Raw genomic sequence first — 21,161 nt, 5'->3', positions numbered from 1 at the left:
ACCGAACGGTGGACAGCCGGATTCAGCCGCCTGTTGGTCGGATCCGGCCCCCTGGACGACCACGCTTGGGCCATGACCACAGCAGTGAGCGTGCGCGGCCTGCGCAAGCAGTACCCGGGCCACCTCGCGGTCGCGGGGCTCGATCTGGAGATCGAGCAGGGCGAGGTCTTCGCGCTGCTCGGCCCGAACGGCGCCGGCAAGACCACGACCGTCGAGATCCTCGAGGGGCACCGGCGGCGGACGGACGGCGAGGTCAGTGTCCTAGGCGAGGACCCCGGCAAGGCCGGCCGCGCGTGGCGGGCGCGCCTGGGCATCGTCCTGCAGACGGCGACCGACGCCGCCGAGCTGAGCGTCGCCGAGACCGTCCGGCACTTCGCGAAGTACTACCCCGATCCGCGCGACCCCGACGAGGTGATCGAGAAGGTCGGGCTCACCGAGAAGGCCGGAACGCGGATCAAGGCCCTCTCCGGCGGTCAGCGCCGCCGCGTCGACGTCGCGCTCGGCATCGTCGGGCGGCCTGAGCTGCTCTTCCTCGACGAGCCGACCACCGGCTTCGACCCCGAGGCGCGCCGGCAGTTCTGGTCGCTGATCAGCGACCTCGCCGCCGAGGGCACCACCATCCTGCTGACCACCCACTACCTCGACGAGGCCGAAGCGCTCGCCGGCCGGGTCGCGGTGATCGCGCGCGGCGAGATCGTCGCACAGGGCACGCCGCAGAACCTGGGCGGACGGGCGGCCGCCGAAGCCACCGTGCGCTGGGTCGACGAACGCGGCGAGCACGTCGAGCGCACGGCGTACCCGACCAAGCTCGTCACCGAACTCTCCGCTGGGGGTGGCGAGCTCGCCGGGCTGACCGTGACCAGGCCGAGCCTGGAGGACATCTACCTCGACCTGATCGGAGACAACGCATGACCGCCGCGGCCTCGCCACAGACCCTTCCCGGCCCGCTGGCGCTCGGCCTGGCCCGCGGCGGCACCGAGCTGCGGCAGTTCTTCCGGAGCCGGGAGCAGGTGGTCTTCACCTTCTCCCTGCCCGCGGTGCTGATGGTCCTGCTCGGGTCCATCCTGGACGGTCCGACCCGGCTCGGCGGCGTCACGTCCGGCCAGCTGCTCGCGGCCGGGATGATCGGCTCCGGCATCGTCTCGACGTCGTTCAACAGCATCGCGACCGGCGTCTCGGCCGACCGCGAGACCGGGTCGCTCAAGCGCCTGCGCGGCACGCCGATGGCGCCGGCGTCGTACTTCGTCGGCAAGATGGCGCTGGTCGCGGTGTCCAGCCTGGCCCAGACCGTGCTGATGGCCGCGGTCGCCGTGCTGCTGTTCGGGCTGCGGCTGCCGTCCGACCCGGCGAAGTGGCTGACGCTGCTGTGGGTGTTCGCGCTCGGCATCGTTTCGTGCACGCTGCTCGGGATCGCGGTCAGCTCGCTCGCGAAGTCCACCAACGGCGCCGTCGCCATCGTGCAGATGCTGTACCTGGTGCTGCAGTTCATCTCCGGCGTGTTCGTTTCGCCGATCACGAACCTGCCGAAAGTTATGGTGGACATCGCGTCGTTCTTCCCGCTGAAGTGGATCTGCCAGGGCTTCCGGTCGGTCTTCCTGCCGGACGACGCCGTGAGGATGGAGATGGCCGGGTCATGGGAGCTTCCGCGGGTGGCGCTGGTGCTGGCGATCTGGTGCGTGGTGGGAGCGGTGCTGGCGCGGCTGACGTTCCGGTGGACCGACGCGAAGTGAAGGACGCCTGGGACCGGTTCAACTGGCTCTGGGAAATCCTCTTCGCGGTGGCGTACCTGGCCACGACGCTGCTGGTCGTGCTGGACGAAAAGGACCCGGTGCGCACGGCGGTCGCGGTCGGGGCGCTGACCGGGCTGGCGCTGACCTACCTGGTGTGGGGCCGCCGGGTCGTCCGCGACGACGGGCACGTGCGGGCGCGGTGGACCCTTTCCCTGGTCGTGCTGGCGCTGGTCGCGGTGGCCATGTTCGCCAACACGACGTCGAGCTTCATCCTGTTCATGGTCTGCCCGCTGGTGTTCTCGACGCTGGAGTTCCGGCCGGCCGCGGTGCTGACCACCGTGGCGATCCTGCTGAGCCCGGCGTCGTCGATCGCCAACGAGGGCCTCCGCGGGCCGGCCCTGCACATCCTGCTGCCGATGACCGCGATCCTCGTCGTCTTCGGCGTGCTGTCCGGGAAGTTCATCCTGCACGTCGTCGAGGAGAGCCGGGGGCGCGCCGAGCTGATCGCGAAGCTCGAAGCGAGCCAGGCGGAAGTCGCACGGCTGTCCCGGGAGGCCGGTACCGCGACCGAGCGCGAACGGCTCGCCCGCGAGATCCACGACACGCTCGCGCAGGGGTTCACCAGCATCGTCACCCTCGCCCAGGCCATCGAGTCCGAACTGGACACCGACCCGGCGGCGGCGCGGCGGCACGCGGAGCTGGCCGCCCGCACCGCGCGCGACAACCTCACGGAGGCCCGCGCGATGGTGGCCGCGCTGGCGCCGGCGGACCTCGCGGCGGGCTCGCTGGTGGACGCCGTCCGGCGGCAGGCCGACCGGCTGGCCGATTCGTCCGACGTGGCGGTCCGGTACGAAGTGGACGGTCCGCTGCCCGCGCTCGGCATGGCCGGCGAAGTCGTCCTGCTGCGCGGCGCGCAGGAGGCGCTGAACAACGTGCGGCGGCACGCGGCCGCGTCGGCCGTCTCGGTGCGGCTGTCCGCTGTGGACGGTTCGGTGCGGCTGTCGGTGCGCGACGACGGCGCCGGCTTCGACCCGGACCACGCCACCGGTTTCGGGTTGCGCGGCATGCGGTCCCGCGCCGAGCAGGTCGGTGGCAGACTGAGCGTCCGGAGTGGCCCGAGCGGCACCGAACTCACCCTGGAGGTGCCGGCTTGATCCGCGTCATGCTCGTCGACGACCACCCGGTCGTCCGCGAAGGCCTCCGCGGCATGCTGGAAGCGGAGCCGGACCTGACGGTGGTCGGCGAAGCGGGCTCCGGCGACGAGGCCGTCGCGCTCGACCGGGTCGCCGTTCCCGACGTCGTGCTGATGGACCTGCGGATGCCGGGCCTCGACGGCGTCGGCGCGACCAAGCGGATCCTGCGCGAGCAGCCCGGCCGCCGGATCGTGGTGCTGACGACGTACGAAACGGACGCGGACATCCTGCGCGCGGTGGAGGCCGGCGCGTCGGGTTACCTGCTGAAGGACGCGTCCCGCGTGGAGCTGGCGAACGCGATCCGCGCGGCGGCCCGCGGGGAGACGGTGCTGGCGCCTTCGGTGGCCGGGAAGCTGGTCAACCGGGTCCGCAACCCCGAGCCGCAGCCGCTGTCGGCCCGCGAGGTGGAGGTGCTCCGGCTGGTCGCGAAGGGCGGCACGAACGCCGACATCGGCCGCGCGCTGCACATCAGCGAGGCCACGGTGAAGACCCACCTGCTGCGGGTGTTCGGCAAGCTCGGCGTCTCGGACCGGACGGCCGCGGTGACCACGGCGATGGCCCGGAACCTGCTGGGTTGAGCCGACCGCGGCAGAATGCCTTCATGCTTGCCTCGACCGAACTCGCCCTGTTCCGCCGGATCGCCCACGAGCAGGCCGCCTGCCGGGCTCCGTCGCTGGTCGCCGCCGTCGTGCGGGACGGGGGGATCGTCTGGTCCGGTGGCCGGGGCCGCGTCGGCGGCGAAACCCCGGGCACCGACACCCAGTACCGGCTCGGCTCGATCACCAAGACCCTCGTCGCCACCGCCGTCATGCGGCTGCGCGACGAAGGCCTCCTCGACCTCAACGACCCGCTCGAAAAGCACGTCCCCGGCACGCCGTTCGGGGCCGCCACCGTCGCCCAGCTGCTGTCCCACACCTCCGGCCTGACGTCGGAGTCACCGGGCCTGTGGTGGGAGCGCACGCCCGGCGCCGACTGGGACGCGCTCGTCGGCAGCCTCGCCGAAGGCGCGACCAAGCACCGGCCGGGCGCGCGGTTCCACTACTCGAACGTCGGCTACGGCGTCCTCGGCGAGCTGCTCTCCCGCCACCGCGGCAAGGGCTGGCTCTCCGTGCTCGACGAGGAAGTCCTCGGCCCGCTCGGCATGACCCGCACGACGCCGCACCCGGTGGGCGCGCACGCCGACGGCTTCGCCGTGCACCCCTTCGCCGACGTCCTGCTCCCCGAGCCCAGCCCGGACGCCGGCGCGATGGCCCCCGCCGGTCAGCTGTGGTCGACGGCGCAGGACCTCGGCCGCTGGACGGCGTTCCTCGGCGGCGAAACCGGCGGCGTGCTCGCGCCGGAGACCGTGGCCGAGATGCGGACCATGGTCACCGTCGACGACACCGACGTCTGGACGACCGGGTTCGGGCTCGGCCTGATGCTCGTGCGCCACCAGGGCCGCCGGTTCGCCGGGCACACCGGCTCGATGCCCGGGTTCCTCGCCGTGACGCTGGTCGACCCGGCCGCGCGGACCGGCGCGCTCGTGCTCACCAACTCGACGTCCGGGGTCGGCATCACCCAGCTGTGCCTCGACCTCATCACGATGACCGACGAGCTGGAGCCGCGGCTGCCCGCCGAATGGCTGCCGTCGCCGGTCGACCCCGTGCTGCTCGCGCTGACCGGGCTCTGGCACTGGGGGCCGACGCCGTACCACCTGCGCGTCCAGGGCGACGGCCTGCTGCAGCTGGCGCCGGTCGAGGGCGCCGGGCGCGGCTCGCGGTTCCGGGCCACCGGCGAGGACACCTACGTCGGCCTCGACGGCTACTACGCCGGCGAGACGCTCCGGGTGGGCCGAAACACCGAGGGCGTCGCCACGCACCTCGACCTGGCGACGTTCGTCTTCACCCGCACGCCGTACGACCCGGCCGCGCCGGTGCCGGGCGGCGTCGAAGACTGGCGCTGACCCGGAACGGGTCCCGCTCGCACCCCCAGGGTGGCGAGCGGGACCCTCAGTTCAGGGCGGCCGTGCCCGCCGCGTACGCGACCGCGGCGGCGAACCGGTTGGCGATGCGCTTGCCCTCGCCCCAGTCCCAGACACCGAGCTTGAGCACCGTGTCGATCGTGAGCGCCGAGCCGCCGTCGGCGTGCGACACGGTCACGTTCACGTGCTGGCCCCAGCTCAGCAGCGACATCCCGGTGCGGCAGGTGGCGAACGCGCGCGGACCGTCGTAGACCGGCTGCTTGCCGCCGATCGCCGCGACCCCGGCCGGGAGCGCGTTCCACAGCACTTGCGGCGGTACCGGATACCTCTGCTGCACAGTTGTCACGGGCGGCACGCTACCGGTGTCCGGCGGGGTCGGTAACCGTGTTTTTACCCCCACGGCGGTGGACCCCGATGAGCCCGATGGCGTAGCTGTCGCCGTCCGGCAGACCGACGATCAACCCCGGCGAAGGCCACCCTGCGAGCCAGAGCCGGCGCCGGTCCCGCAGCTCGGCGGCGATGTCGGCGGGCACCGCGGGCAGGTGGAACTTGATCCGCACGTCCTCGGGCAGCACGGCCCAGCCGTCGACCGGCTCGCCCGGGCGCACGTCGAAGGCCGCGGCCGTGACCGGCGTCCAGCTGCCGCTCGCCAGGGGCCGGGCCGCGAAGAGGAGGTCCGAGCGCCACAGCGCGAGCGCCACCACGGCGACCACGCCGGGCACCGGCAGGAACCACGGCAGCCAGCCACCGGTCACGACGATGGCCGCGACCTCGGCCGCCAGCGCGAAGACGGCGACCGCCCACACCGACGCGGTGGCGAACGCGAGCCGTCGACGCAGGACGGTCCGCCGCGTCACCGGCCGCTTCGGCAGCAGCTTGGTCAGGCCGTACGCCGACCCGCCGAGGAAGAGCGCGACGAACACCCCGGCGTACACGATGTCCGCGCCGTGCGGCGGGTGCTCGACGAGCCCGTCGGCGATCGCGGCGGCCACCAGCAGCCACAGCACCGCGAACGCGGCCACCTTCAAGCGGCGGCGCGGCGAGCCGGTGCGGGCCTCGCCGGTCGCCCACCACGGCAGGGGCCGGACGAAAACCAGCACCAGCGTCACCACGAACCCGACCGGCAGGCCGATCGCGGTCGTGTCCGTCCAGCCTTCGATCGCGAGGTGCGCCACGGCCACGACGGCGAACCACGCGAAGAAGTACCAACGAGGTCGATCGGTCATCGATTCCACATGTCGGACTCGATCGCACCTGTGTTAGCAGCTGGATCCCGACCTGAGAGACTGGCCACATGACCGACGCTGAGTTGACCATCCCCGCCGACCTCAAGCCGGCCGACGGCCGCTTCGGCTGCGGCCCGTCGAAGGTCCGCGCCGAGCAGCTGAGTGCGCTGGCGGAGTCCGGCTCCACCTACCTCGGCACGTCGCACCGGCAGAAGCCGGTCAAGTCCCTCGTCGGGCGCGTCCGTGCCGGTCTGTCCGAGCTGTTCTCCCTGCCCGAGGGCTACGAGGTGATCCTCGGCAACGGCGGCACGACGGCGTTCTGGGACGCGGCCGCCTTCGGCCTGGTCCGCGAGCGCGCGCAGCACTTCACCTACGGCGAGTTCTCCTCGAAGTTCGCCACCGTGACCAAGGGCGCGCCGTTCCTGGCCGACCCGATCGTCGTCAAGGCCGAGCCGGGCAGCGCCCCGGAGATCGCCTACGAGGCCGGCGCCGACCTGGTCGGCTGGGCCCACAACGAGACGTCCACCGGTGTCGCCGTGCCGGTCCGCCGCCCCGAAAACCTCACAGCCAGCGACGGAGCGCTGGTGGCGATCGACGCCACCTCCGGCGCCGGCGGCCTCCCGGTCAAGGCCGAGGACTTCGACGTCTACTACTTCGCGCCGCAGAAGTCGTTCGCCGCGGACGGCGGGCTGTGGATCGCGCTGGCCTCCCCGGCCGCGGTCGAGCGGATCGGCGAGATCGGCGGGAGTGACCGCTGGATCCCCGAGTTCCTGTCGCTGACCACCGCGCTGGACAACTCCCGCAAGGACCAGACGTACAACACCCCGGCCGTGGCCACACTGTTCCTGCTCGCCGAGCAGATCGAGTGGATGAACGGCCAGGGCGGCCTCGAGTGGACGACCTCGCGCACGAAGGACTCCTCGTCGCGGCTGTACGAGTGGGCCGAGAAGACGAGCTACACCACGCCGTTCGTGCAGGACCCGGAGCTGCGCTCGCAGGTCGTCGGCACGATCGACTTCTCCGACGACGTCGACGCCGCCGCGGTGGCGAAGGTGCTGCGGGCCAACGGGATCGTCGACACCGAGCCGTACCGCAAGCTGGGCCGCAACCAGCTGCGCGTCGGCCTGTTCCCGGCGATCGACCCGGACGACGTCACCAAGCTGACGCAGGCCGTCGAGTACGTGGTCGAGCGGCTCAGCTGACCTGAGGCTCCTTGGCGGGGACCTCCGCCGCTTCGGCGGTGGGGGTCCCCTTCTTCGTGCCCAGACGACTTGCGCCGAACGCGGCCAGGGCCAGCAGGAGCAGGCCGAACAGTTCGTAGGACTCCGTCGCCAGCCACCAGCCGAAAGAAGGCGCCGGACGCGGGGCGAACCACATCGGGCCGGCGATGAACAACGCCAGTCCCGCGACGACGACCGCGGCCGCCACCCACCGGGCCGCCCGCCCGAAACGCCACGCGTACCACCCGGCGAGGACGAGGATCGGCACGCACCACGTCCAGTGGTGGGTCCACGAGATCGGCGAAACCAGCAGCCCGCCGAGCGCACAGGCGGTGAGCCCGAGCACCGGCTCGGCGGCGCGCACGATGATCACCGCGACCACGGCCATCACGGCGAGCGCGGCCAGCACCCAGACGAACTCCGGCAGGCCCGCGCGGGTGACCAGGCCGTACAGCGACTGGTTGCCAACGTAGTCGACGCCGCCGATGCGGCCCGCGTCGAAGACGAGCTTCGTCCAGTACGTGAAGGACGCCGACGGCCGCAGCAGCCACAGCAGCGCCCCGGCGACGACGAACCCGGCGACCACCCGCGCGGCCGACCGGAAGTCGCGGCGGAACAGGAAGTACACGACGAAGACGGCGGGGGTCAGCTTGATCGCCGCGGCCACGCCGATGAGCAGGCCCTTCGTCCGCTTGCGCTCGCCGGGCAGCAGGACGTCGAGCACCACCAGCACCATGAGCAGCGCGTTGATCTGACCGAAGCCGAGGGTCGAGCGCACCGGCTCCAGCAGGGCCCCGGCGAGCTGCGCGCCGATGGCGACCAGCGCGGCCACCGCCCGGCCGCGGACCTTCGCGGCGTCGGTTAGCGAACCGTTGAGCGTCGCGACGTAGAGGTAGGCCACGACGCCGGTCGCGAGGATCGACGCGATGCTGACCAGCTTCATCGTCACCGCGAAGGGCAGCAGGGTGCCGGGCAGGAACACGGCCGCGGCGAACGGCGTGTAGGTGAACGGCAGCAGGATCTGGTGCGTGGTCGGCACCCAGGCGTCGTACGGCGAGCCCTGCTCGGCCAGCGCCTTCGCGCCGCCGAGGTAGACCTCCAGGTCGAGGCCGTCGAAGCGCTTCAGCACGAGCACCAGGACGACGGCGGCGACCTCCAGGACGACCAGCGCTCCCGCGAGCTTCCGCCCGGACCACCCCGCCAGCGCCACGCGTCCCCCTCAGCCAGGTCTTCGACCGGCCGAGATTACCGGTCGCGCCCCGGTCGGCTCGGCTGACCACCGGTTACGCGCTCCGGCAACGGGCTCACGAGGCCGCCCCTCTCGCCGCCGCCCGTCAGCCGGCGCCGTAGCGGAGGCCGTCGACGAGGACGGCGACCATGCGCCGGGCGTGCGCCGGCTCGCGACCGGGTACGGGACGGCACAACAACGCGATCGCGTGCAGGAGGTCCTCGGCGCCGAGGTCGCCGCGGATCGCGCCGTCGGCGGCCGCCGCGTCGAGCAGCGCGGTGAGCGTGGGGCCCAGCCGCTCCATGAAGTAGCCGGGCAGCCCTTCGAACGCCGGATCGCCCGAGTGCAGGGCCGAGGCGAGCCCGCGTTTGGTCTCGAGCAGCTCGACGAACCGGTCGATCCAGAGCTCGAGCGCCCGCGCGGGCGGGTGGGCGGCGCTCAGCTCGGGGCCGGCGTCGGCGACGGCGTCGATCCCGGTCCGCACGACGGCTTTCACCAGGTCCGAGCGCTGCGGGAAGTGCCGGTACAGCGTGCCGACGCCGACTCCGGCGAGGTCGGTGATCTCCTTGGCCGGCGCGTCCACACCGGAGGTGTCGAAGACCGTCCGCGCCGCCTCGAGCAAGGCCTCGACGTTGCGCTGGGCGTCCGCGCGCCGCCGCCGGGTCTCCTGGGTCACTTCGCCCCTCTCGGTTGCCTAACCGGAAAGCCTTTCCGTATAGTTCCGGAATAGGTTTCCACTTACGGCCAGCGTACGGCACCCGCGCCGGCCGGCACCTCGGCGGGAGAGAACCCATGCAGTACCGCACCCTCGGCCGGACCGGGATCAAGGTCAGCCCGTACGCGCTCGGCGCGATGATGTTCGCGACGTCCTTCGGCAACCCCGACCCGGACGACTCCGCCCGCATGATCCACAAGGCACTGGACGCGGGCCTCAACTTCATCGACACCGCCGACGCCTACGGCGACTCCGAAGAGGTCGTCGGCAAGGCGTTGCGTGGCCGCCGCGACGACGTCGTGCTCGCCACCAAGTTCGGCCGCCAGGTCGGCGACGACCCGCAGCACCAAGGCGCGTCCCGGCGCTGGATCGTCACCGCCGTCGAGGATTCGCTCCGGCGCCTGCGGGTCGACCACATCGACCTCTACCAGCTGCACCGCACCGATCCCGCGACGGACATCGAGGAAACGCTTTCCGCGCTGACCGACCTGCTCCGCGCCGGCAAGGTCCGCGCGATCGGCACGTCGCAGAGCCTCGCGTCCGACATCGTCGAGGCCCAGTGGGTCGCCGAACGGCGCGGCCTGGCGCAGTTCCGCGCCGAGCAGGCGGCCTACTCCATCCTCAACCGCGGCGTCGAACGCGAAGTGCTGCCGCTGGCCCAGCGCTTCGGCATGGGCACGCTGATCTGGGGACCGCTCGGCCAGGGCCTGCTCACCGGGCGCATCCGCAAGGGCGAGCGCAACGACCTGCGCCGGGCCCACCTGCTCAAGCACCTCAGCGACGAACGCCGGCTCGACGTCGTCGAGCAGCTCGTTCCGCTGGCCGCCGAAGCGGGCCTGCCGATGACCCACCTCGCGATGGCCTTCGTGATCGCCCACCCCGGCGTCACCAGCGCGCTGCTCGGCCCGCGGACCATGCCCCAGCTCGACGACCTGCTGGACGGCGTCGAGGTCCGGCTCACCGACGACGTCCTCGACCGCATCGACGAAATCGTGCCGCCCGGCACCAACATCGGCGCGCTGGACCAGAACTACCAGCCACCGGCCGTGCACGACCCGGGCCTGCGCCGCCGCCCGCTCGCCGAGCGCGCCGCGGCCTAGGTGGAGAAGGGCGTCCGGATCCGCTGCCACCAACGGATCCGGACACCCATCACTCGGCTACGCGAGGGCCTGCGTGGGCGCCAGCCGGGCCGCCCGCATCGCCGGGTACGCCCCCGCCACCGCACCCACCAGCGCCGCCACCCCGACGCCGCCGGCCAGCGTGCCTGCCGGCAGTACCGCCGGCCAGCCCTGGCTGAGCGCGTACCCCGCCGTCACCAGGACGCCGGCCAGCACCCCCGCCAGCCCGCCGAGCCCGGACAGCAGCACCGACTCGGCCAGGAACTGGCCCCGGATCTGCCGCTTCGTCGCCCCCAGCGCCCGGCGCAGGCCGATCTCGCGCCGGCGCTCCAGCACCGAGATCACCATCGTGTTCGCCACCCCGACCCCGCCGACCAGGAGCGCGACGCCGCCGAGGCCGAGGAACAGCGCGCTGTAGGTCGTGTCCGTCAGCTTCTGCGCCGCCAGTGCGTCCGACGGACGGCGCACCTGGACCTCGTTCGGCGCCTGCGGGTTCAGCGTCGCGGCCAGCACCGACCGGACACCGTCCACTTGGGACTCCTCGGCTCGCACGTACACGGTGGACGGGTGGCCGTCGAACCCGAGCAGCCGCTTCGCGACGTCCCAGCCGACCAGCGCCGAACGCTCGACCTCCGGCGCGAGCGGCATCGGCGCGAGGATGCCCACCACGGTGAACCACTGCGTGCCGATCAGCACCTGCGGGGGCCGCGCGGGGTCGACGTGGTCGATGCCCAGCCGGGCCGCCGCCTGGGATCCGAGCACCGCCACCGGGTAGTCCTGGTTGCCGGTGGCCAGGAAGGCCCCGGCCCGCACCTTGCCGCCCAGCACGGCGAGCAGGTCCGGCCGCGCCGCGTACACCGCGAGCCCGGACGTGTCGTCCGGCGCGATCTTGTCGCTGCGGCGGACGCTCGCCGACGTCGTCCCGGTGCCGGCGGCCGCCCGCACCGGGCCGATCCGCTTGGCCATCGCGACCGCGTCGTCCGGCAGCTTCGCGTTGTCGCCGAACAGCGTCTGCCCCGGCCCGGCGGTCAGCAGGTTGGGGCCGAGCGCGGCCAGCCGGTCGTGCAGGGCCTGCGCCCCCGACGCCGGGATCGCCAGCACCGCCACCATCGCGGCGACGCCGATCGCGATACCCAGCGCGGACAGCACCGCCCGCACCGGCCGCGTGCGCATGCCGTGCGCGCCGAGCGCGACGACGTCCGGCGGCTTGAGCCGGGCCGGTTCCGGGAGCTTCACCGCCGCGGTCACCGCGCACCCACCAGGCCGGTGTCGAGCCGCAGGTGGCCGTCGAGCAGCTCGATCCGGCGGGGCATGCCCGCGGCGATCTCGCGGTCGTGGGTGATCACGACGATCGTGGTGCCGCCGGTGGACAGCTCCCCCAGCAGCGCGAGCACGGACGCGCCGGTGCCGGTGTCGAGGTTGCCGGTCGGCTCGTCGGCCAGCAGGATCGCCGGGTCGTTGACCACGGCCCTGGCGATGGCGACGCGCTGGCGTTCGCCGCCGGAGAGCTCGCCCGGGCGGTGCCACGCCCGGTGCCCGAGCCCGACCCGGTCGAGCGCGGCCAAGGCCCGCGCGCGCCGCCGTCGCCGCGGCACCCCCGCGTAGAGCAGGCCGGTGCACACGTTGTCCACCGCGCTCATCCCTTCGTCGAGGAAGAACTGCTGGAACACGAACCCGATCCAGCGGGAGCGCAGCGCCGAAACCTTGCGGTCCGGCAACGCGGCGACGTCGTGGCCGCGCAGCTCCACCCGGCCCGACGACGGCCGGTCGAGCGTGCCCATCAGGTGCAGCAGGGTGGACTTGCCGGACCCGGACGGCCCGACGATGCCCACCATTTCGCCGTCTTCCAGGGAAAGCGAGACGCCGTCGAGCGCGGCGACCCCGCCGGGGTAGGTGCGCGTGACCTCGTGCACGCGCAGCACGGGCGTCACGACGTCGTCACCACCCGCATGCCCGCGGCCAGCCCGCTGCCGCTGACCTCGACCTTCCCGCCGCTGAACAGTCCGGTCCGGACGGCGACCAGCCGTCGCTGCCCGTTGTCGTCGACCTCGACCGCGTACCCGCCTTCGGCGAGCGCGAGCAGCGCGCCGACCGGGACCGCGAGCACGCCGGAGTGGACGTCCTTGGTGAACCGGACGCTCGCGGGGGCCGAGTCCAGGCGGCCGGCCGCGGCCGGGTCGTCGAGCCGGACGGTCACGGTGATCTTGGGCTTGCCGTCGTCCTGGCCCGCCTGGTCCTTGCCCTCGACGGCGGTCCGCCCGACGTCGGTGATCGTGCCCGGCGTCGTCTTCCCGTTGATCGTCACCGACGCCTTCGCACCCGGCTGGGCGAGACTCTGCTTGGCCGCGTCGAGCTTCACCTGCACCGACCGGACGGTGCCGGTCGTCTTGAGGAGCTCGCCCTGCGCGGGCGCGCCCGGCTTCGCCGCCAGTGCCGAGACGCGGACTTCGCCCGCGGTCAGCACGACGTCGCCTTGGCCGAACGCGCCGGTCTGGTCGAGGCCGAGGGATTTCTGCCACTTCTTCAGCGCGGCCGCCGTCGCCGCGGTGAACTTCTTGTCCGGCGTCCCGAACCCGCCGAAGCCGCACGCCTTGAGGTTCTCCTCCAGCTGCTTGACGTCGGCGCCGTCGTCCACACCCGTGGCGAGGTCGCGGTAGAACGGCAGGGTGCCGTAGAACAGCGGCACCGGCTTCGCGTCCACGCCGTACACCGCCTGGCAGCGGGTCAGGGTGGCGCCGGCGTCCGGCAGCGACGTGATCGTGCCCGGCTTGCGGCCGCCGACGACCGATTCCTCGCCGTAGCCGAGGGTGCCGTCGGCTTCCTCTTCTTCGCTCAAGTCGGTCTTGGCCACCTCCGCGGTCTCGACCGCGGGCGGGGCGGCCTCCTTGACCGGCGTCGCACTCGACACCCGCGTCAGGATCACGACGGAGCCGGTGCCCAGCACCACGACGACGACCGCGGCGGCGATCAGCCAGCGGGCCCGGCCACGGCGGCGGGGCTTCAAGTGCGTCACCTCGTTCACTTGGCTGCCTCGGAGTGGACGCTCATGCCGAGCCCGCACGCCTTGGCGGCTTCTTCGAACTTCTTCGGGTCGTCACCCGGGCCACCGATGCGCATGGCGCCCTTGCCGCTCGGGTCGGGGTCCGGCATGTCGACGCCGTGCTCGCGCATGCACTTGGCTTCCTTGCGCATCTTGTCGAGCTCCTCGGCGCTCGGCGGCTTCATCTCGCCGCCGTTGGGCAGGAAGCTCTTGCACGCGTTGTGCGCGGCTTCGGCCTTCGAGCGGTCGGCGTCGCCGCCCTCGCCGGGACCGACCGCGATCATGCCCTTGCCGTCACCGGCCGGCTTCGGGTCGGGCATGTCGACGCCGTGCTCGCGCATGCACTTGGCGAACTCGCGCATCTTGTCCACGTCGCTCTTGCCGCTGCTGTCGGCCGCGGCGGGCCCGCCCGTCTGGGACGGCGTCGAGATCGAGGCGACCTTCGACCCGTCGTCGGTCTTCGCGCCGCAGCCCCCGAGCAGCAGAGCCGCCCCGAGCGCCGCGACGACCATCCGTGTCCGCATGGTGCGCTCCTTTCGTGTCTTGACGGGTCACAGGTCTACGGAGCGGGGGATTCCGGCGCGCTAAGCGAAGTCGCTTATGCGGCCCTTATGGCCCGCGTGCGCAGACTGGACGGGTGCGAGTGCTGGTGGTGGAAGACGAACGGCTGCTGGCCGACTCGGTCGCGGAGGGGCTGCGGCGCTTCTCGATGGCCGTCGACGTCTGTTACGACGGCGAGCAGGCCCTGGAACGCGTGGGCGTGCACGGCTACGACGTCGTGGTCCTCGACCGCGACCTGCCGAAGGTGCACGGCGACGAGGTCTGCGCCGCCGTGGTGAAGGCGGGCGGCGAGGCGCGCGTGCTGATGCTGACCGCGGCCGCCGACGTCACCGACCGTGTCGCGGGCCTGGGTATCGGCGCCGACGACTACCTGACGAAGCCGTTCGCGTTCGCCGAGCTGGTCGCCCGGGTCCAGGCGCTGTCGCGGCGCGCGCGGCCCGCGCTCCCGCCGGTGCTGGAACGAGACGGTGTCGTCCTCGACCTGCCGCGGCACCAGGCCGCCCGCGACGGCCGGTTCCTGCTGCTCTCGCCGAAGGAGTTCGCCGTGCTGGAGGTGCTGATGCGGGCCGAGGGCACGGTGGTGAGCGCCGAAGACCTGCTGGAAAAGGCGTGGGACGAGCACGCGGACCCGTTCACCAACGCGGTCCGCGTCGCGGTGATGACGTTGCGGCGCAAGCTGGGCGACCCGCCGGTGATCGAGACCGTGCCGGGCGCCGGGTACCGGTTCGGCACGCCGTGAACGGCTTTTCCGTCCGGACGAAGCTCACCGCGTGGTACGGCGCGCTCTTCCTGGTCGCCGGGCTGGTCCTGGTCGTGATCAACTACCTGCTGGTGCAGAGCACGCTGCCGGACCCGGCCCGGTTCGCCACGACGGCGGTCGCCGGCGACGTGACGTTCGGGGTCGCGCAGCGGCCGGACTCCCTGTCGCCCGTGCCGGCGGTGCAGCTGGTCAGCGGGTCGCTGGACGAATACCGCACGTCGACGCTCTCGACGCTGCTGGTCGGCTCGGCGATCGCGCTGGTGGCGACGGCGGCGCTGGCGGTGTTGTTCGGCTGGCTGATGGCGGGCCGCGCGCTGCGGCCGCTGCACGACATCACGTCGGCCGCGCGCCGGCTGGAGGCGGGCAAGCTCGACCGGCGGATCAACCTGGAAGGGCCGCCGGACGAGCTGAAGGAGCTGGCGGACACGTTCGACGGCATGCTCGACCGGCTCGCGGAGTCGTTCGACAGCCAGAAGCGGTTCGTCGCGAACGCGTCCCACGAGCTCAGGACGCCCCTGGCGGTGCAGCGGACGCTGATCGAGGTGGCGATGGCCGACCCCGAGGTCCCGGCGGAGCTGAAGAAGCTCGGCACGCACCTGTTGCACACGAACGAGCGCAGCGAGCGGATGATCGAGGGCCTGCTGATCCTGGCCCGCAGCGACCGCGGCCTGCACGCACGCGCCCCGGTCCGCCTCGACGAGGTGGCCGCCTCGGTGGTCCGCGCGACGGCAGCTTCGGCGGCCGCGGCCGGGGTGACGGTCGAGACGCGGCTGCGGCCGCGGGTGGTGGCGGGCGACCCGGTGCTCCTCGAACGGCTGGTGACGAACCTGGTGGTCAACGCGATCACGTACAACGCGTCGGGCGGCTGGGTGTACGTCGAGGTCCGCGGCGACCCGGCACTGGAGGTGCGGAACTCGGGACCGGTGGTACCACCCGAAGCGGTCCCGACGCTGTTCGAGCCGTTCCGGCGGCTCGGCGGCGCGGAGCGCACCGGCGACACGCGCAACGCGGGCTTGGGCCTGTCGATCGTGCGGTCGGTCACCCAGGCCCACGGCGGCCACGCCGAAGCCCAGCCCGGCCGCCGCGGCGGCCTCACGGTGACGGTCCGGCTGCCGCACGGTTGACGGGGGCCGCCGGGCCGGGACCGCCGGCCGCTTCTTGATCCACTCGATCGTGACTTTCCGTGTCCGGCGTGTCACCCCGTCCCCCCTGACCTGGGTCCGCGACGATGCGGAGGACACAACATGAACAGTGGGCAGTTCGGTGCGGACTCGGCGCGCCTCGCACGTCAAGCCGACGCGCCGTTCTAACGTGGGTACCCACAACGGTGAAGAAGATCGGGGAGGCGAGAACAATGCGGGCGCTGCGAGTGGTCGGACTGCACGAGGACGGGAAGTCCATCGTGCTCGAAGACCCGGCGAGCCGTACTCGTTTCCTGCTCCCGGCTGATGAGCGACTGCGCGCGGCGGCGCGGGGTGACATCACCCGCCTCGGCCAGATCGAAATCGAGTTGGAGAGCCAGATGCGGCCACGCGAGATCCAGCAGCGCATCCGGGCCGGCGAGTCCGTCGAGCAGGTCGCCGCGAGCGCCGGTGTCTCGACGCAGCGCGTCGAGCGCTACGCCTACCCGGTCCTGCTCGAGCGGTCCCGGACCGCCGAGCTGGCGCAGAGCGCCCACCCGGTCCGCGAGGACGGCCCCGACGTGCAGACGCTCGGCGAAGTCGTCGCGCACAGCTTTGGCGTCCGCGGGCACGACTACTCGCAGGCCACCTGGGACTCCTGGAAGGGCGACGACGGCCGCTGGGTCGTCGTGCTCCGGTGGAAGGCCGGGCGGTCGGACAACCGCGCGCACTGGGCCTTCTCCCCCGGCGCGCACGGCGGCACGGTGACGGCGCTCGACGAGAACGCCGAGGTCCTCCTCGACCCGAACGCCTACCGCGCCCCCCGCACGGTCCGCGCACTCCCGCCGTCCCGCGACGCGGAGTTCCAGCCGACGCTGGACTCGGTCGAACCGGAACGCGCCGAGCTCCCGTCGGCCGAGCCGGACCCGGACGACGACACGCGCGAAATCCCACGCGTGCCGACGGACCCGGACGAGGACGCGGCGGTGCCGGAACCGCGGCCGAAGGCCAAGAAGAGCCACCCGATCGTGCCGTCGTGGGAGGACGTGCTGCTCGGAGTCCGTTCGCAGCGCGGCTAATCCAGCCGCGCCGCGAGCGTCTTCGGCGCCACCTGCCGGTACGCCTCGCGCACGATCCGCTCCACCTCCGCCCAATCGACGTCGACGTCCAGCCGGACGCCGATCCAGCCGCGGTGCCCGACGTACGCCGGCCGGAAGAACCGGCCGGGCTCGGTGCGCACGAGCTCCTCCTGCGCCCCGGGCGGCGCCGGGCACCAGAAGGCGAGCCTGCCGTCGCCGTGGTGGTCGTCGGCGAACATCGCGAACGTCTTCTTGCCGCGCACGAACCACGCCGGCGACCCGTGGCTCAGCCGCTCGGTCGCCTCCGGCAGGTCGAGGCACAACTTCCGCAAAGCGTCCAGCTGCTCCATCACGCAAGGCTACGTGTCACGCTGTTCCGGCCCGCCGGCCGGCGGCGGCGTCAGAAAGCGATGACCAGCACGCCGATCCACGCGACCACGACACCGGCCGCCGCGCCGTAGGCGGCCCAGCGCAGGATCGGCGTGCGGCGGATCAGCCACAGCGACGGCGTGATCCCGGCCGTCACGATCACCGAGGCGACCAGCGCCAGCCAGCCGCTGGTTTCGCGCGCCAGCGTCGAGGCCAGCGCCAGCATGGCCACGACGACCACGGCCGCGATGAACGCCGAGACGGTCAGCCCGGTCAGCCACGGCGTCGGCTCGCCGGGTGGGCCGGGCGGCCCGAGCACCGAGCGGAGGAACCGCTGGCCGGGTTCGGCGGACGGCGCGGGCGGCTCGACGACCGTGTCGGCCCCGGTCACCGGGTCCACGAACCGCACGGCGGTGCCCATCACCGCGGCCAGTCGCCCGGCCAGCTGGCGGCCGCGCTGCGAAACCACCGCGCCCGCCTCCGCGCCGGGATCGGCGGTGACCGCGGACGCCACGCGCGCCCACTCGTGCAGGGCCTGCGCCAGTTCGGCGCCGATCGCGAGCTTGTGCGGGTCCACTTCGCGTGCGTGCTCCCCGCCCGGTCCGGCCAGCACGGCGCGCTCGCCGCGGATCCGCAGCTCCATGTGTCCCTCCCCACCTCGGAAAGCAGAACTTTAGCCGCCCCGGGCCAGTTCGTAGAAGGCAACGGCGGCGGCGGTGGCGATGTTCAGTGAATCGACTCCGGCCGGCATGGGTATCCGGACGGCATGATCCGCCGCCGCGAGCGCCGTCTCGGTCAGCCCGGGACCTTCCGCGCCGAAGAGCAACGCCACCCGCCCGGGCGCGTGCTCCCGCAACGCGGGCAGCGGGATCGAGCCCGGGCGCGGCGTGAACGCCGCGACGGTGAACCCGCGCGCCCGGAGGTCGTCGAGCCCGCCCGGCCAGTCCGTCAGGTGCCCGAACGGCACGCGCAGGACGTGCCCCATCGACACGCGCACGCTGCGCCGGTACAGCGGGTCGGAACAACCGGGGCCGAGCAGCACGCCGCCGACGCCGAGCGCGGCCGCGTTGCGGAACAGCGAGCCGAGGTTTTCGTGGTCTCCCACGCCTTCCAGCACGGCGATCGGCCCCGTTCCCGCCGTCACTTCGGAAACCGTCGAAGGCGCGGGCCGGTCGGCGACGGCGATTATCCCGCGGTTGAGGTGGAACCCGACGACTTCGGCCATCGTCTCCGCGGAGGCGACGTACTGCGGCACGTCGAGCCCGGCCAAGCCGTCCGCCAGCTCGGCGAACCGCCGCTGCACGCCCAGCAGCGCCCGTACCGGGTAGCGGGACGCCAGCAGCCGGGACACCACGACGGTGCCTTCGGCGATGACCAGCCCCCGGCCACCGGGCCGGTCGGGCCGACGGTCCGCAGTGGACAGGTCGCGGAAATCGTCGACGCGGGGGTCCCCGGAGTGGTCGATGTGGATCACGCCCATCCGACCAGTCTGTCATCCGCTTGCCGGGCGCTTCACTGGTCCGAACGTCCACCCCCGGGTGGTACGAACGGGGCTATTTTGCTTTCGGTTAACCGCCCGTGACGGAGAGCACCAGTTTGGCCGCTAGCCCGGGTGCATCGGCTGTGTAACGGTTGTCCGCCGGGGCCTGAAACACGTCCTAGTCCACGCCGACACGAAGCAGGGATGGTCATGGGGATGGACCTCGAGGTTCAGTCGTTCAACACGCTGGACCGAGGAAGGTACCGCCGGAAGGTGCAGCGTTGCCTGGACACGCTGGCCCGGATGCTCACCGACGGCAGCTTTTCGTTCCCCCGCAAGAACATCGGCCTCGAAGTCGAGCTGAACCTCGTCGACCGCGAGCTGCGCCCGTCGATGACGAACACCGCGGTGCTGGAGGCGCTCGACGACCCGTCGTTCACCACCGAGCTGGGCCAGCACAACATCGAGCTGAACGTCCCGCCGCGGCCGCTGGCCGGCGATTCCGCGCTCCAGCTCGAAGACGACCTGCGCGCGTACCTCGACACCGCCGCGACGAAGGCCCGCGACACCGGCTCGTCGCTGGCGATGATCGGCATCCTGCCGACGTTGAAGCACGAGCACTTCGACCAGAAGTGGCTCACCAACAAGACCCGGTACTCCACGCTGAACGACCAGATCTTCGCCGCGCGCGGCGAGCGCACGGTGCTCGCGATGGAAGGTTCGGCGCTGCCGGGCCAGCAGCCCGAGCGCTTGCGCAGCTACGCCGAGTCGATCCTGCCCGAGGCCGCGTGCACCAGCGTTCAGCTGCACCTGCAGGTCGCGCCCGAGGAGTTCGCGGCGCACTGGAACGCGGCCCAGTGCCTGGCCGGGCTGCAGATCGCCCTCGCGTCGAATTCGCCGTTCCTGCTCGGCAAGGCCCTCTGGCACGAGACGCGGATCCCGCTGTTCCTGCAGGCGACCGACACGCGGCCGGAGGAGCTGAAGAACCAGGGCGTGCGGCCGCGGGTTTGGTTCGGCGAGCGCTGGATCACGTCGATCTTCGACCTGTTCGAGGAGAACGTCCGCTACTTCCCCGGCCTGCTCCCGGAAACCGACGCCGAGGACCCCATCGAGGCGCTCGACGCGGGGCAGGCGCCGAAGCTGACCGAGCTGCGCATGCACAACGGCACGATCTGGCGCTGGAACCGGCCGGTGTACGACGTCGTCGACGGCCTGCCGCACCTGCGCATCGAGAACCGGGTGCTGCCGGCCGGCCCGACGGTGGTCGACACGGTGGCGAACGCGGCCTTCTTCTACGGTGCCCAGCGGGCGCTGGCCGAGGCGGAACGCCCGGTGTGGAGCCAGATGTCGTTCCAGGCCGCCGAGGAAAACCTTTACGCGGGCGCGCGGCGCGGCTTCGACGGGCAGCTGTACTGGCCGGGCATCGGCTGGATCCCGCCGGACGAGCTGGCGCTGCGCGTGCTGCTGCCGCTCGCCCACGAGGGCCTGCGCCGCTCCGACGTCTCCGACGAGGCCCGCGAGCGCTACCTCGGGATCATCGAGCGCCGGTGCCTGGCGCGGCGGACCGGGGCGACCTGGCAGCGTGACTACGTCGTGCGGGCCCAGGAACGCGGGCTGGACCGCGAGGCGGCGCTCGGCCTGATGCTGGGCCGCTACCTCGAGCTGTCGGAGTCCGGCGAACCGGTTCACACGTGGCCGGTGGCCGATTGACGCTAGCCTGGGCGGATGCCGAAGATTCTCGGTGAGTCGCTGGAGGCGCACCGGCGCGAGGTGCGGGCCCGGGTCTTCGACGTCCTGCGGGCGCAGCTCTACGAGCGCGGCTTCGACGCGATCACCCTCGCCGGGGTCGCCTCGGCGGCCGGGGTGGGCCGCACGGCGCTGTACAACCACTTCCCGGACAAGGAAAGCCTGCTCGTCGCCTTCGTCGAGGACGAAGCGGCGCAGTACGTCACCCGGCTGACCGAAGCCGTCGAGGCCCAGGCCGATCCGGTCGACCAGCTGGCCACCTTCGTCCGGCTGCAGCTGCGGGTGCTGGCCGAGTACCACATGCCGCCGGGCACGGCGCTCGCGTCGGCTTTGGCGCCCGCGGCGTACCGGCGGATCAGCGCGCACGCCGACCCGATCACCGACCGCCTGCGCGCGATCCTCGCCGGCGGGGTCGACCTGGGCCGCTGGCCGGCCGAGGACCCGGACGTGCTGATCCCGATGATCACCGCGGCGCTGGGCAACCGCGCCCTGGTCGACGGGCCCGCCGGCCGGCTCGAAGACGTCGTCGAGGCGGCGGTGCGGTTCGTCCTGCGGGCGGTGGGCGCCACAGTTTAGGGTGGCCTAAGTCCGAATCATGCCCTACGATCTTTCTGA

Annotated in this window: 23 protein-coding genes; 12 read left to right on the top strand and 11 right to left on the bottom strand. The window is 72.6% G+C overall.

Annotation, left to right across the window (positions count from 1 at the left end):
• Nucleotides 1–72: 72 nt before the first annotated feature.
• From ACLJPY_RS34975 to ACLJPY_RS34955, 5 genes are read left to right on the top strand one after another with little or no spacing between them, the layout of a single operon-like run.
• Nucleotides 73–912 carry an ABC transporter ATP-binding protein gene (locus ACLJPY_RS34975; protein WP_410595249.1) on the top strand — a complete coding sequence of 280 codons (840 nt, stop codon included), beginning with the start codon at nucleotides 73–75 and terminating at the stop codon, nucleotides 910–912.
• Nucleotides 909–1,730, top strand: a complete 822-nt coding sequence (locus tag ACLJPY_RS34970) for an ABC transporter permease (RefSeq protein ID WP_410595247.1) — start codon at nucleotides 909–911, stop codon at nucleotides 1,728–1,730. Before ACLJPY_RS34975 ends, ACLJPY_RS34970 begins: the two co-directional genes overlap by 4 nt.
• Nucleotides 1,727–2,884 (top strand): sensor histidine kinase, encoded by a 1,158-nt coding sequence (locus ACLJPY_RS34965; RefSeq protein WP_410595405.1) that lies wholly within the window; start codon nucleotides 1,727–1,729, stop codon nucleotides 2,882–2,884. Before ACLJPY_RS34970 ends, ACLJPY_RS34965 begins: the two co-directional genes overlap by 4 nt.
• Nucleotides 2,881–3,501, top strand: coding sequence for a response regulator (locus ACLJPY_RS34960; protein WP_410595245.1), 621 nt, complete (start codon nucleotides 2,881–2,883; stop codon nucleotides 3,499–3,501). Before ACLJPY_RS34965 ends, ACLJPY_RS34960 begins: the two co-directional genes overlap by 4 nt.
• A 23-nt stretch (nucleotides 3,502–3,524) precedes the next feature.
• Nucleotides 3,525–4,865, top strand: coding sequence for a serine hydrolase domain-containing protein (locus ACLJPY_RS34955; protein WP_410595243.1), 1,341 nt, complete (start codon nucleotides 3,525–3,527; stop codon nucleotides 4,863–4,865).
• A 46-nt stretch (nucleotides 4,866–4,911) separates the two neighbouring features.
• Here the strand turns inward: ACLJPY_RS34955 and ACLJPY_RS34950 are convergent, their stop codons facing one another.
• Together ACLJPY_RS34950 and ACLJPY_RS34945 are read right to left on the bottom strand one after the other, a co-directional pair.
• Nucleotides 4,912–5,229 carry a hypothetical protein gene (locus ACLJPY_RS34950; protein WP_410595241.1) on the bottom strand — a complete coding sequence of 106 codons (318 nt, stop codon included), beginning with the start codon at nucleotides 5,227–5,229 and terminating at the stop codon, nucleotides 4,912–4,914.
• 10 nt (nucleotides 5,230–5,239) lie between these two features.
• A complete protein-coding gene (locus ACLJPY_RS34945; protein ID WP_410595239.1) occupies nucleotides 5,240–6,109 on the bottom strand; it encodes a hypothetical protein in 870 nt (289 codons plus the stop codon).
• Between the two features lie 68 nt (nucleotides 6,110–6,177).
• Here ACLJPY_RS34945 and serC point away from each other — a divergent pair, with 68 nt between their 5' ends.
• Nucleotides 6,178–7,311, top strand: a complete 1,134-nt coding sequence (serC, locus tag ACLJPY_RS34940) for a phosphoserine transaminase (RefSeq protein ID WP_410595237.1) — start codon at nucleotides 6,178–6,180, stop codon at nucleotides 7,309–7,311.
• Here the strand turns inward: serC and ACLJPY_RS34935 are convergent.
• The gene (locus tag ACLJPY_RS34935) at nucleotides 7,304–8,539 is read right to left on the bottom strand and encodes a glycosyltransferase 87 family protein (protein ID WP_410595235.1); all 1,236 of its coding nucleotides are present in this window, start codon (nucleotides 8,537–8,539) and stop codon (nucleotides 7,304–7,306) included. The genes serC and ACLJPY_RS34935 overlap by 8 nt on opposite strands.
• A gap of 124 nt (nucleotides 8,540–8,663) precedes the next feature.
• Nucleotides 8,664–9,233, bottom strand: a complete 570-nt coding sequence (locus ACLJPY_RS34930; RefSeq protein WP_410595233.1) for a TetR/AcrR family transcriptional regulator — start codon at nucleotides 9,231–9,233, stop codon at nucleotides 8,664–8,666.
• 116 nt (nucleotides 9,234–9,349) lie between these two features.
• Here ACLJPY_RS34930 and ACLJPY_RS34925 point away from each other — a divergent pair, with 116 nt between their 5' ends.
• Nucleotides 9,350–10,372, top strand: a complete 1,023-nt coding sequence (locus tag ACLJPY_RS34925; protein ID WP_410595231.1) for an aldo/keto reductase — start codon at nucleotides 9,350–9,352, stop codon at nucleotides 10,370–10,372.
• A 57-nt stretch (nucleotides 10,373–10,429) separates the two neighbouring features.
• On the opposite strand, the gene ACLJPY_RS34920 is transcribed toward ACLJPY_RS34925, so the two are convergent.
• The 4 genes from ACLJPY_RS34920 to ACLJPY_RS34905 form a co-directional block, all read right to left on the bottom strand.
• A complete protein-coding gene (locus ACLJPY_RS34920; RefSeq protein ID WP_410595404.1) occupies nucleotides 10,430–11,563 on the bottom strand; it encodes an ABC transporter permease in 1,134 nt (377 codons plus the stop codon).
• A 71-nt stretch (nucleotides 11,564–11,634) separates the two neighbouring features.
• Nucleotides 11,635–12,321 carry an ABC transporter ATP-binding protein gene (locus tag ACLJPY_RS34915; protein WP_410595229.1) on the bottom strand — a complete coding sequence of 229 codons (687 nt, stop codon included), beginning with the start codon at nucleotides 12,319–12,321 and terminating at the stop codon, nucleotides 11,635–11,637.
• Nucleotides 12,318–13,412 (bottom strand): peptidoglycan-binding protein, encoded by a 1,095-nt coding sequence (locus ACLJPY_RS34910; protein WP_410595227.1) that lies wholly within the window; start codon nucleotides 13,410–13,412, stop codon nucleotides 12,318–12,320. Before ACLJPY_RS34910 ends, ACLJPY_RS34915 begins: the two co-directional genes overlap by 4 nt.
• Entirely contained in the window at nucleotides 13,409–13,954 is a 546-nt protein-coding gene (locus ACLJPY_RS34905) for a hypothetical protein (RefSeq protein WP_410595225.1), read from the bottom strand. Before ACLJPY_RS34905 ends, ACLJPY_RS34910 begins: the two co-directional genes overlap by 4 nt.
• A 113-nt stretch (nucleotides 13,955–14,067) precedes the next feature.
• Between ACLJPY_RS34905 and ACLJPY_RS34900 the strand changes: the two genes are divergently transcribed.
• The 3 genes from ACLJPY_RS34900 (at nucleotide 14,068) to sepH (ending at nucleotide 16,951) form a co-directional block, all read left to right on the top strand.
• Nucleotides 14,068–14,730 carry a response regulator transcription factor gene (locus ACLJPY_RS34900; RefSeq protein ID WP_410595223.1) on the top strand — a complete coding sequence of 221 codons (663 nt, stop codon included), beginning with the start codon at nucleotides 14,068–14,070 and terminating at the stop codon, nucleotides 14,728–14,730.
• Nucleotides 14,727–15,875: a sensor histidine kinase gene (locus tag ACLJPY_RS34895; protein WP_410595221.1), complete on the top strand. Its 1,149-nt coding sequence runs from the start codon at nucleotides 14,727–14,729 to the stop codon at nucleotides 15,873–15,875. Before ACLJPY_RS34900 ends, ACLJPY_RS34895 begins: the two co-directional genes overlap by 4 nt.
• Before the next feature lie 230 nt (nucleotides 15,876–16,105).
• A complete protein-coding gene (gene sepH, locus ACLJPY_RS34890; protein WP_410595219.1) occupies nucleotides 16,106–16,951 on the top strand; it encodes a septation protein SepH in 846 nt (281 codons plus the stop codon).
• On the opposite strand, the gene ACLJPY_RS34885 is transcribed toward sepH, so the two are convergent.
• The 3 genes from ACLJPY_RS34885 to ACLJPY_RS34875 are packed head-to-tail and all read right to left on the bottom strand — an operon-like array spanning nucleotide 16,948 to nucleotide 18,800.
• A complete protein-coding gene (locus ACLJPY_RS34885; protein ID WP_410595217.1) occupies nucleotides 16,948–17,301 on the bottom strand; it encodes an MmcQ/YjbR family DNA-binding protein in 354 nt (117 codons plus the stop codon). The genes sepH and ACLJPY_RS34885 overlap by 4 nt on opposite strands.
• Before the next feature lie 50 nt (nucleotides 17,302–17,351).
• Nucleotides 17,352–17,963 (bottom strand): DUF2537 domain-containing protein, encoded by a 612-nt coding sequence (locus tag ACLJPY_RS34880; protein WP_410595215.1) that lies wholly within the window; start codon nucleotides 17,961–17,963, stop codon nucleotides 17,352–17,354.
• A 30-nt stretch (nucleotides 17,964–17,993) separates the two neighbouring features.
• Nucleotides 17,994–18,800, bottom strand: a complete 807-nt coding sequence (locus tag ACLJPY_RS34875; RefSeq protein WP_410595213.1) for a TrmH family RNA methyltransferase — start codon at nucleotides 18,798–18,800, stop codon at nucleotides 17,994–17,996.
• 210 nt (nucleotides 18,801–19,010) lie between these two features.
• On the opposite strand from ACLJPY_RS34875, the gene ACLJPY_RS34870 reads away from it, so the two are divergent.
• Both ACLJPY_RS34870 and ACLJPY_RS34865 read left to right on the top strand, forming a co-directional pair.
• Nucleotides 19,011–20,510: a glutamate-cysteine ligase family protein gene (locus tag ACLJPY_RS34870; protein WP_410595211.1), complete on the top strand. Its 1,500-nt coding sequence runs from the start codon at nucleotides 19,011–19,013 to the stop codon at nucleotides 20,508–20,510.
• Nucleotides 20,511–20,525: 15 nt separating this feature from the next.
• The gene (locus ACLJPY_RS34865; protein WP_410595209.1) at nucleotides 20,526–21,122 is read left to right on the top strand and encodes a TetR/AcrR family transcriptional regulator; all 597 of its coding nucleotides are present in this window, start codon (nucleotides 20,526–20,528) and stop codon (nucleotides 21,120–21,122) included.
• Nucleotides 21,123–21,161: the final 39 nt, after the last annotated feature.

The organism is Amycolatopsis sp. lyj-23 (assembly GCF_046549135.1).
In the GTDB taxonomy this organism is placed as follows: domain Bacteria; phylum Actinomycetota; class Actinomycetes; order Mycobacteriales; family Pseudonocardiaceae; genus Amycolatopsis.
Note: the sequence above shows the minus strand (reverse complement) of the source record. Positions and strands in the feature narration are given on the sequence as shown.

Bases quoted from the DNA above. Each gene is read 5' to 3' on its own strand.
- ACLJPY_RS34975 (WP_410595249.1), top strand. From the start codon at position 73: ATGACCACAGCAGTGAGCGTGCGCGGCCTGCGCAAGCAGTACCCGGGC.
- ACLJPY_RS34970 (WP_410595247.1), top strand. From the start codon at position 909: ATGACCGCCGCGGCCTCGCCACAGACCCTTCCCGGCCCGCTGGCGCTC.
- ACLJPY_RS34955 (WP_410595243.1), top strand. From the start codon at position 3,525: ATGCTTGCCTCGACCGAACTCGCCCTGTTCCGCCGGATCGCCCACGAG.
- ACLJPY_RS34945 (WP_410595239.1), bottom strand. From the start codon at position 6,109: ATGACCGATCGACCTCGTTGGTACTTCTTCGCGTGGTTCGCCGTCGTG.
- serC (WP_410595237.1), top strand. From the start codon at position 6,178: ATGACCGACGCTGAGTTGACCATCCCCGCCGACCTCAAGCCGGCCGAC.
- ACLJPY_RS34925 (WP_410595231.1), top strand. From the start codon at position 9,350: ATGCAGTACCGCACCCTCGGCCGGACCGGGATCAAGGTCAGCCCGTAC.
- ACLJPY_RS34920 (WP_410595404.1), bottom strand. From the start codon at position 11,563: ATGCGCACGCGGCCGGTGCGGGCGGTGCTGTCCGCGCTGGGTATCGCG.
- ACLJPY_RS34905 (WP_410595225.1), bottom strand. From the start codon at position 13,954: ATGCGGACACGGATGGTCGTCGCGGCGCTCGGGGCGGCTCTGCTGCTC.
- sepH (WP_410595219.1), top strand. From the start codon at position 16,106: ATGCGGGCGCTGCGAGTGGTCGGACTGCACGAGGACGGGAAGTCCATC.
- ACLJPY_RS34885 (WP_410595217.1), bottom strand. From the start codon at position 17,301: ATGGAGCAGCTGGACGCTTTGCGGAAGTTGTGCCTCGACCTGCCGGAG.
- ACLJPY_RS34880 (WP_410595215.1), bottom strand. From the start codon at position 17,963: ATGGAGCTGCGGATCCGCGGCGAGCGCGCCGTGCTGGCCGGACCGGGC.
- ACLJPY_RS34875 (WP_410595213.1), bottom strand. From the start codon at position 18,800: ATGGGCGTGATCCACATCGACCACTCCGGGGACCCCCGCGTCGACGAT.
- ACLJPY_RS34870 (WP_410595211.1), top strand. From the start codon at position 19,011: ATGGGGATGGACCTCGAGGTTCAGTCGTTCAACACGCTGGACCGAGGA.
- ACLJPY_RS34865 (WP_410595209.1), top strand. From the start codon at position 20,526: ATGCCGAAGATTCTCGGTGAGTCGCTGGAGGCGCACCGGCGCGAGGTG.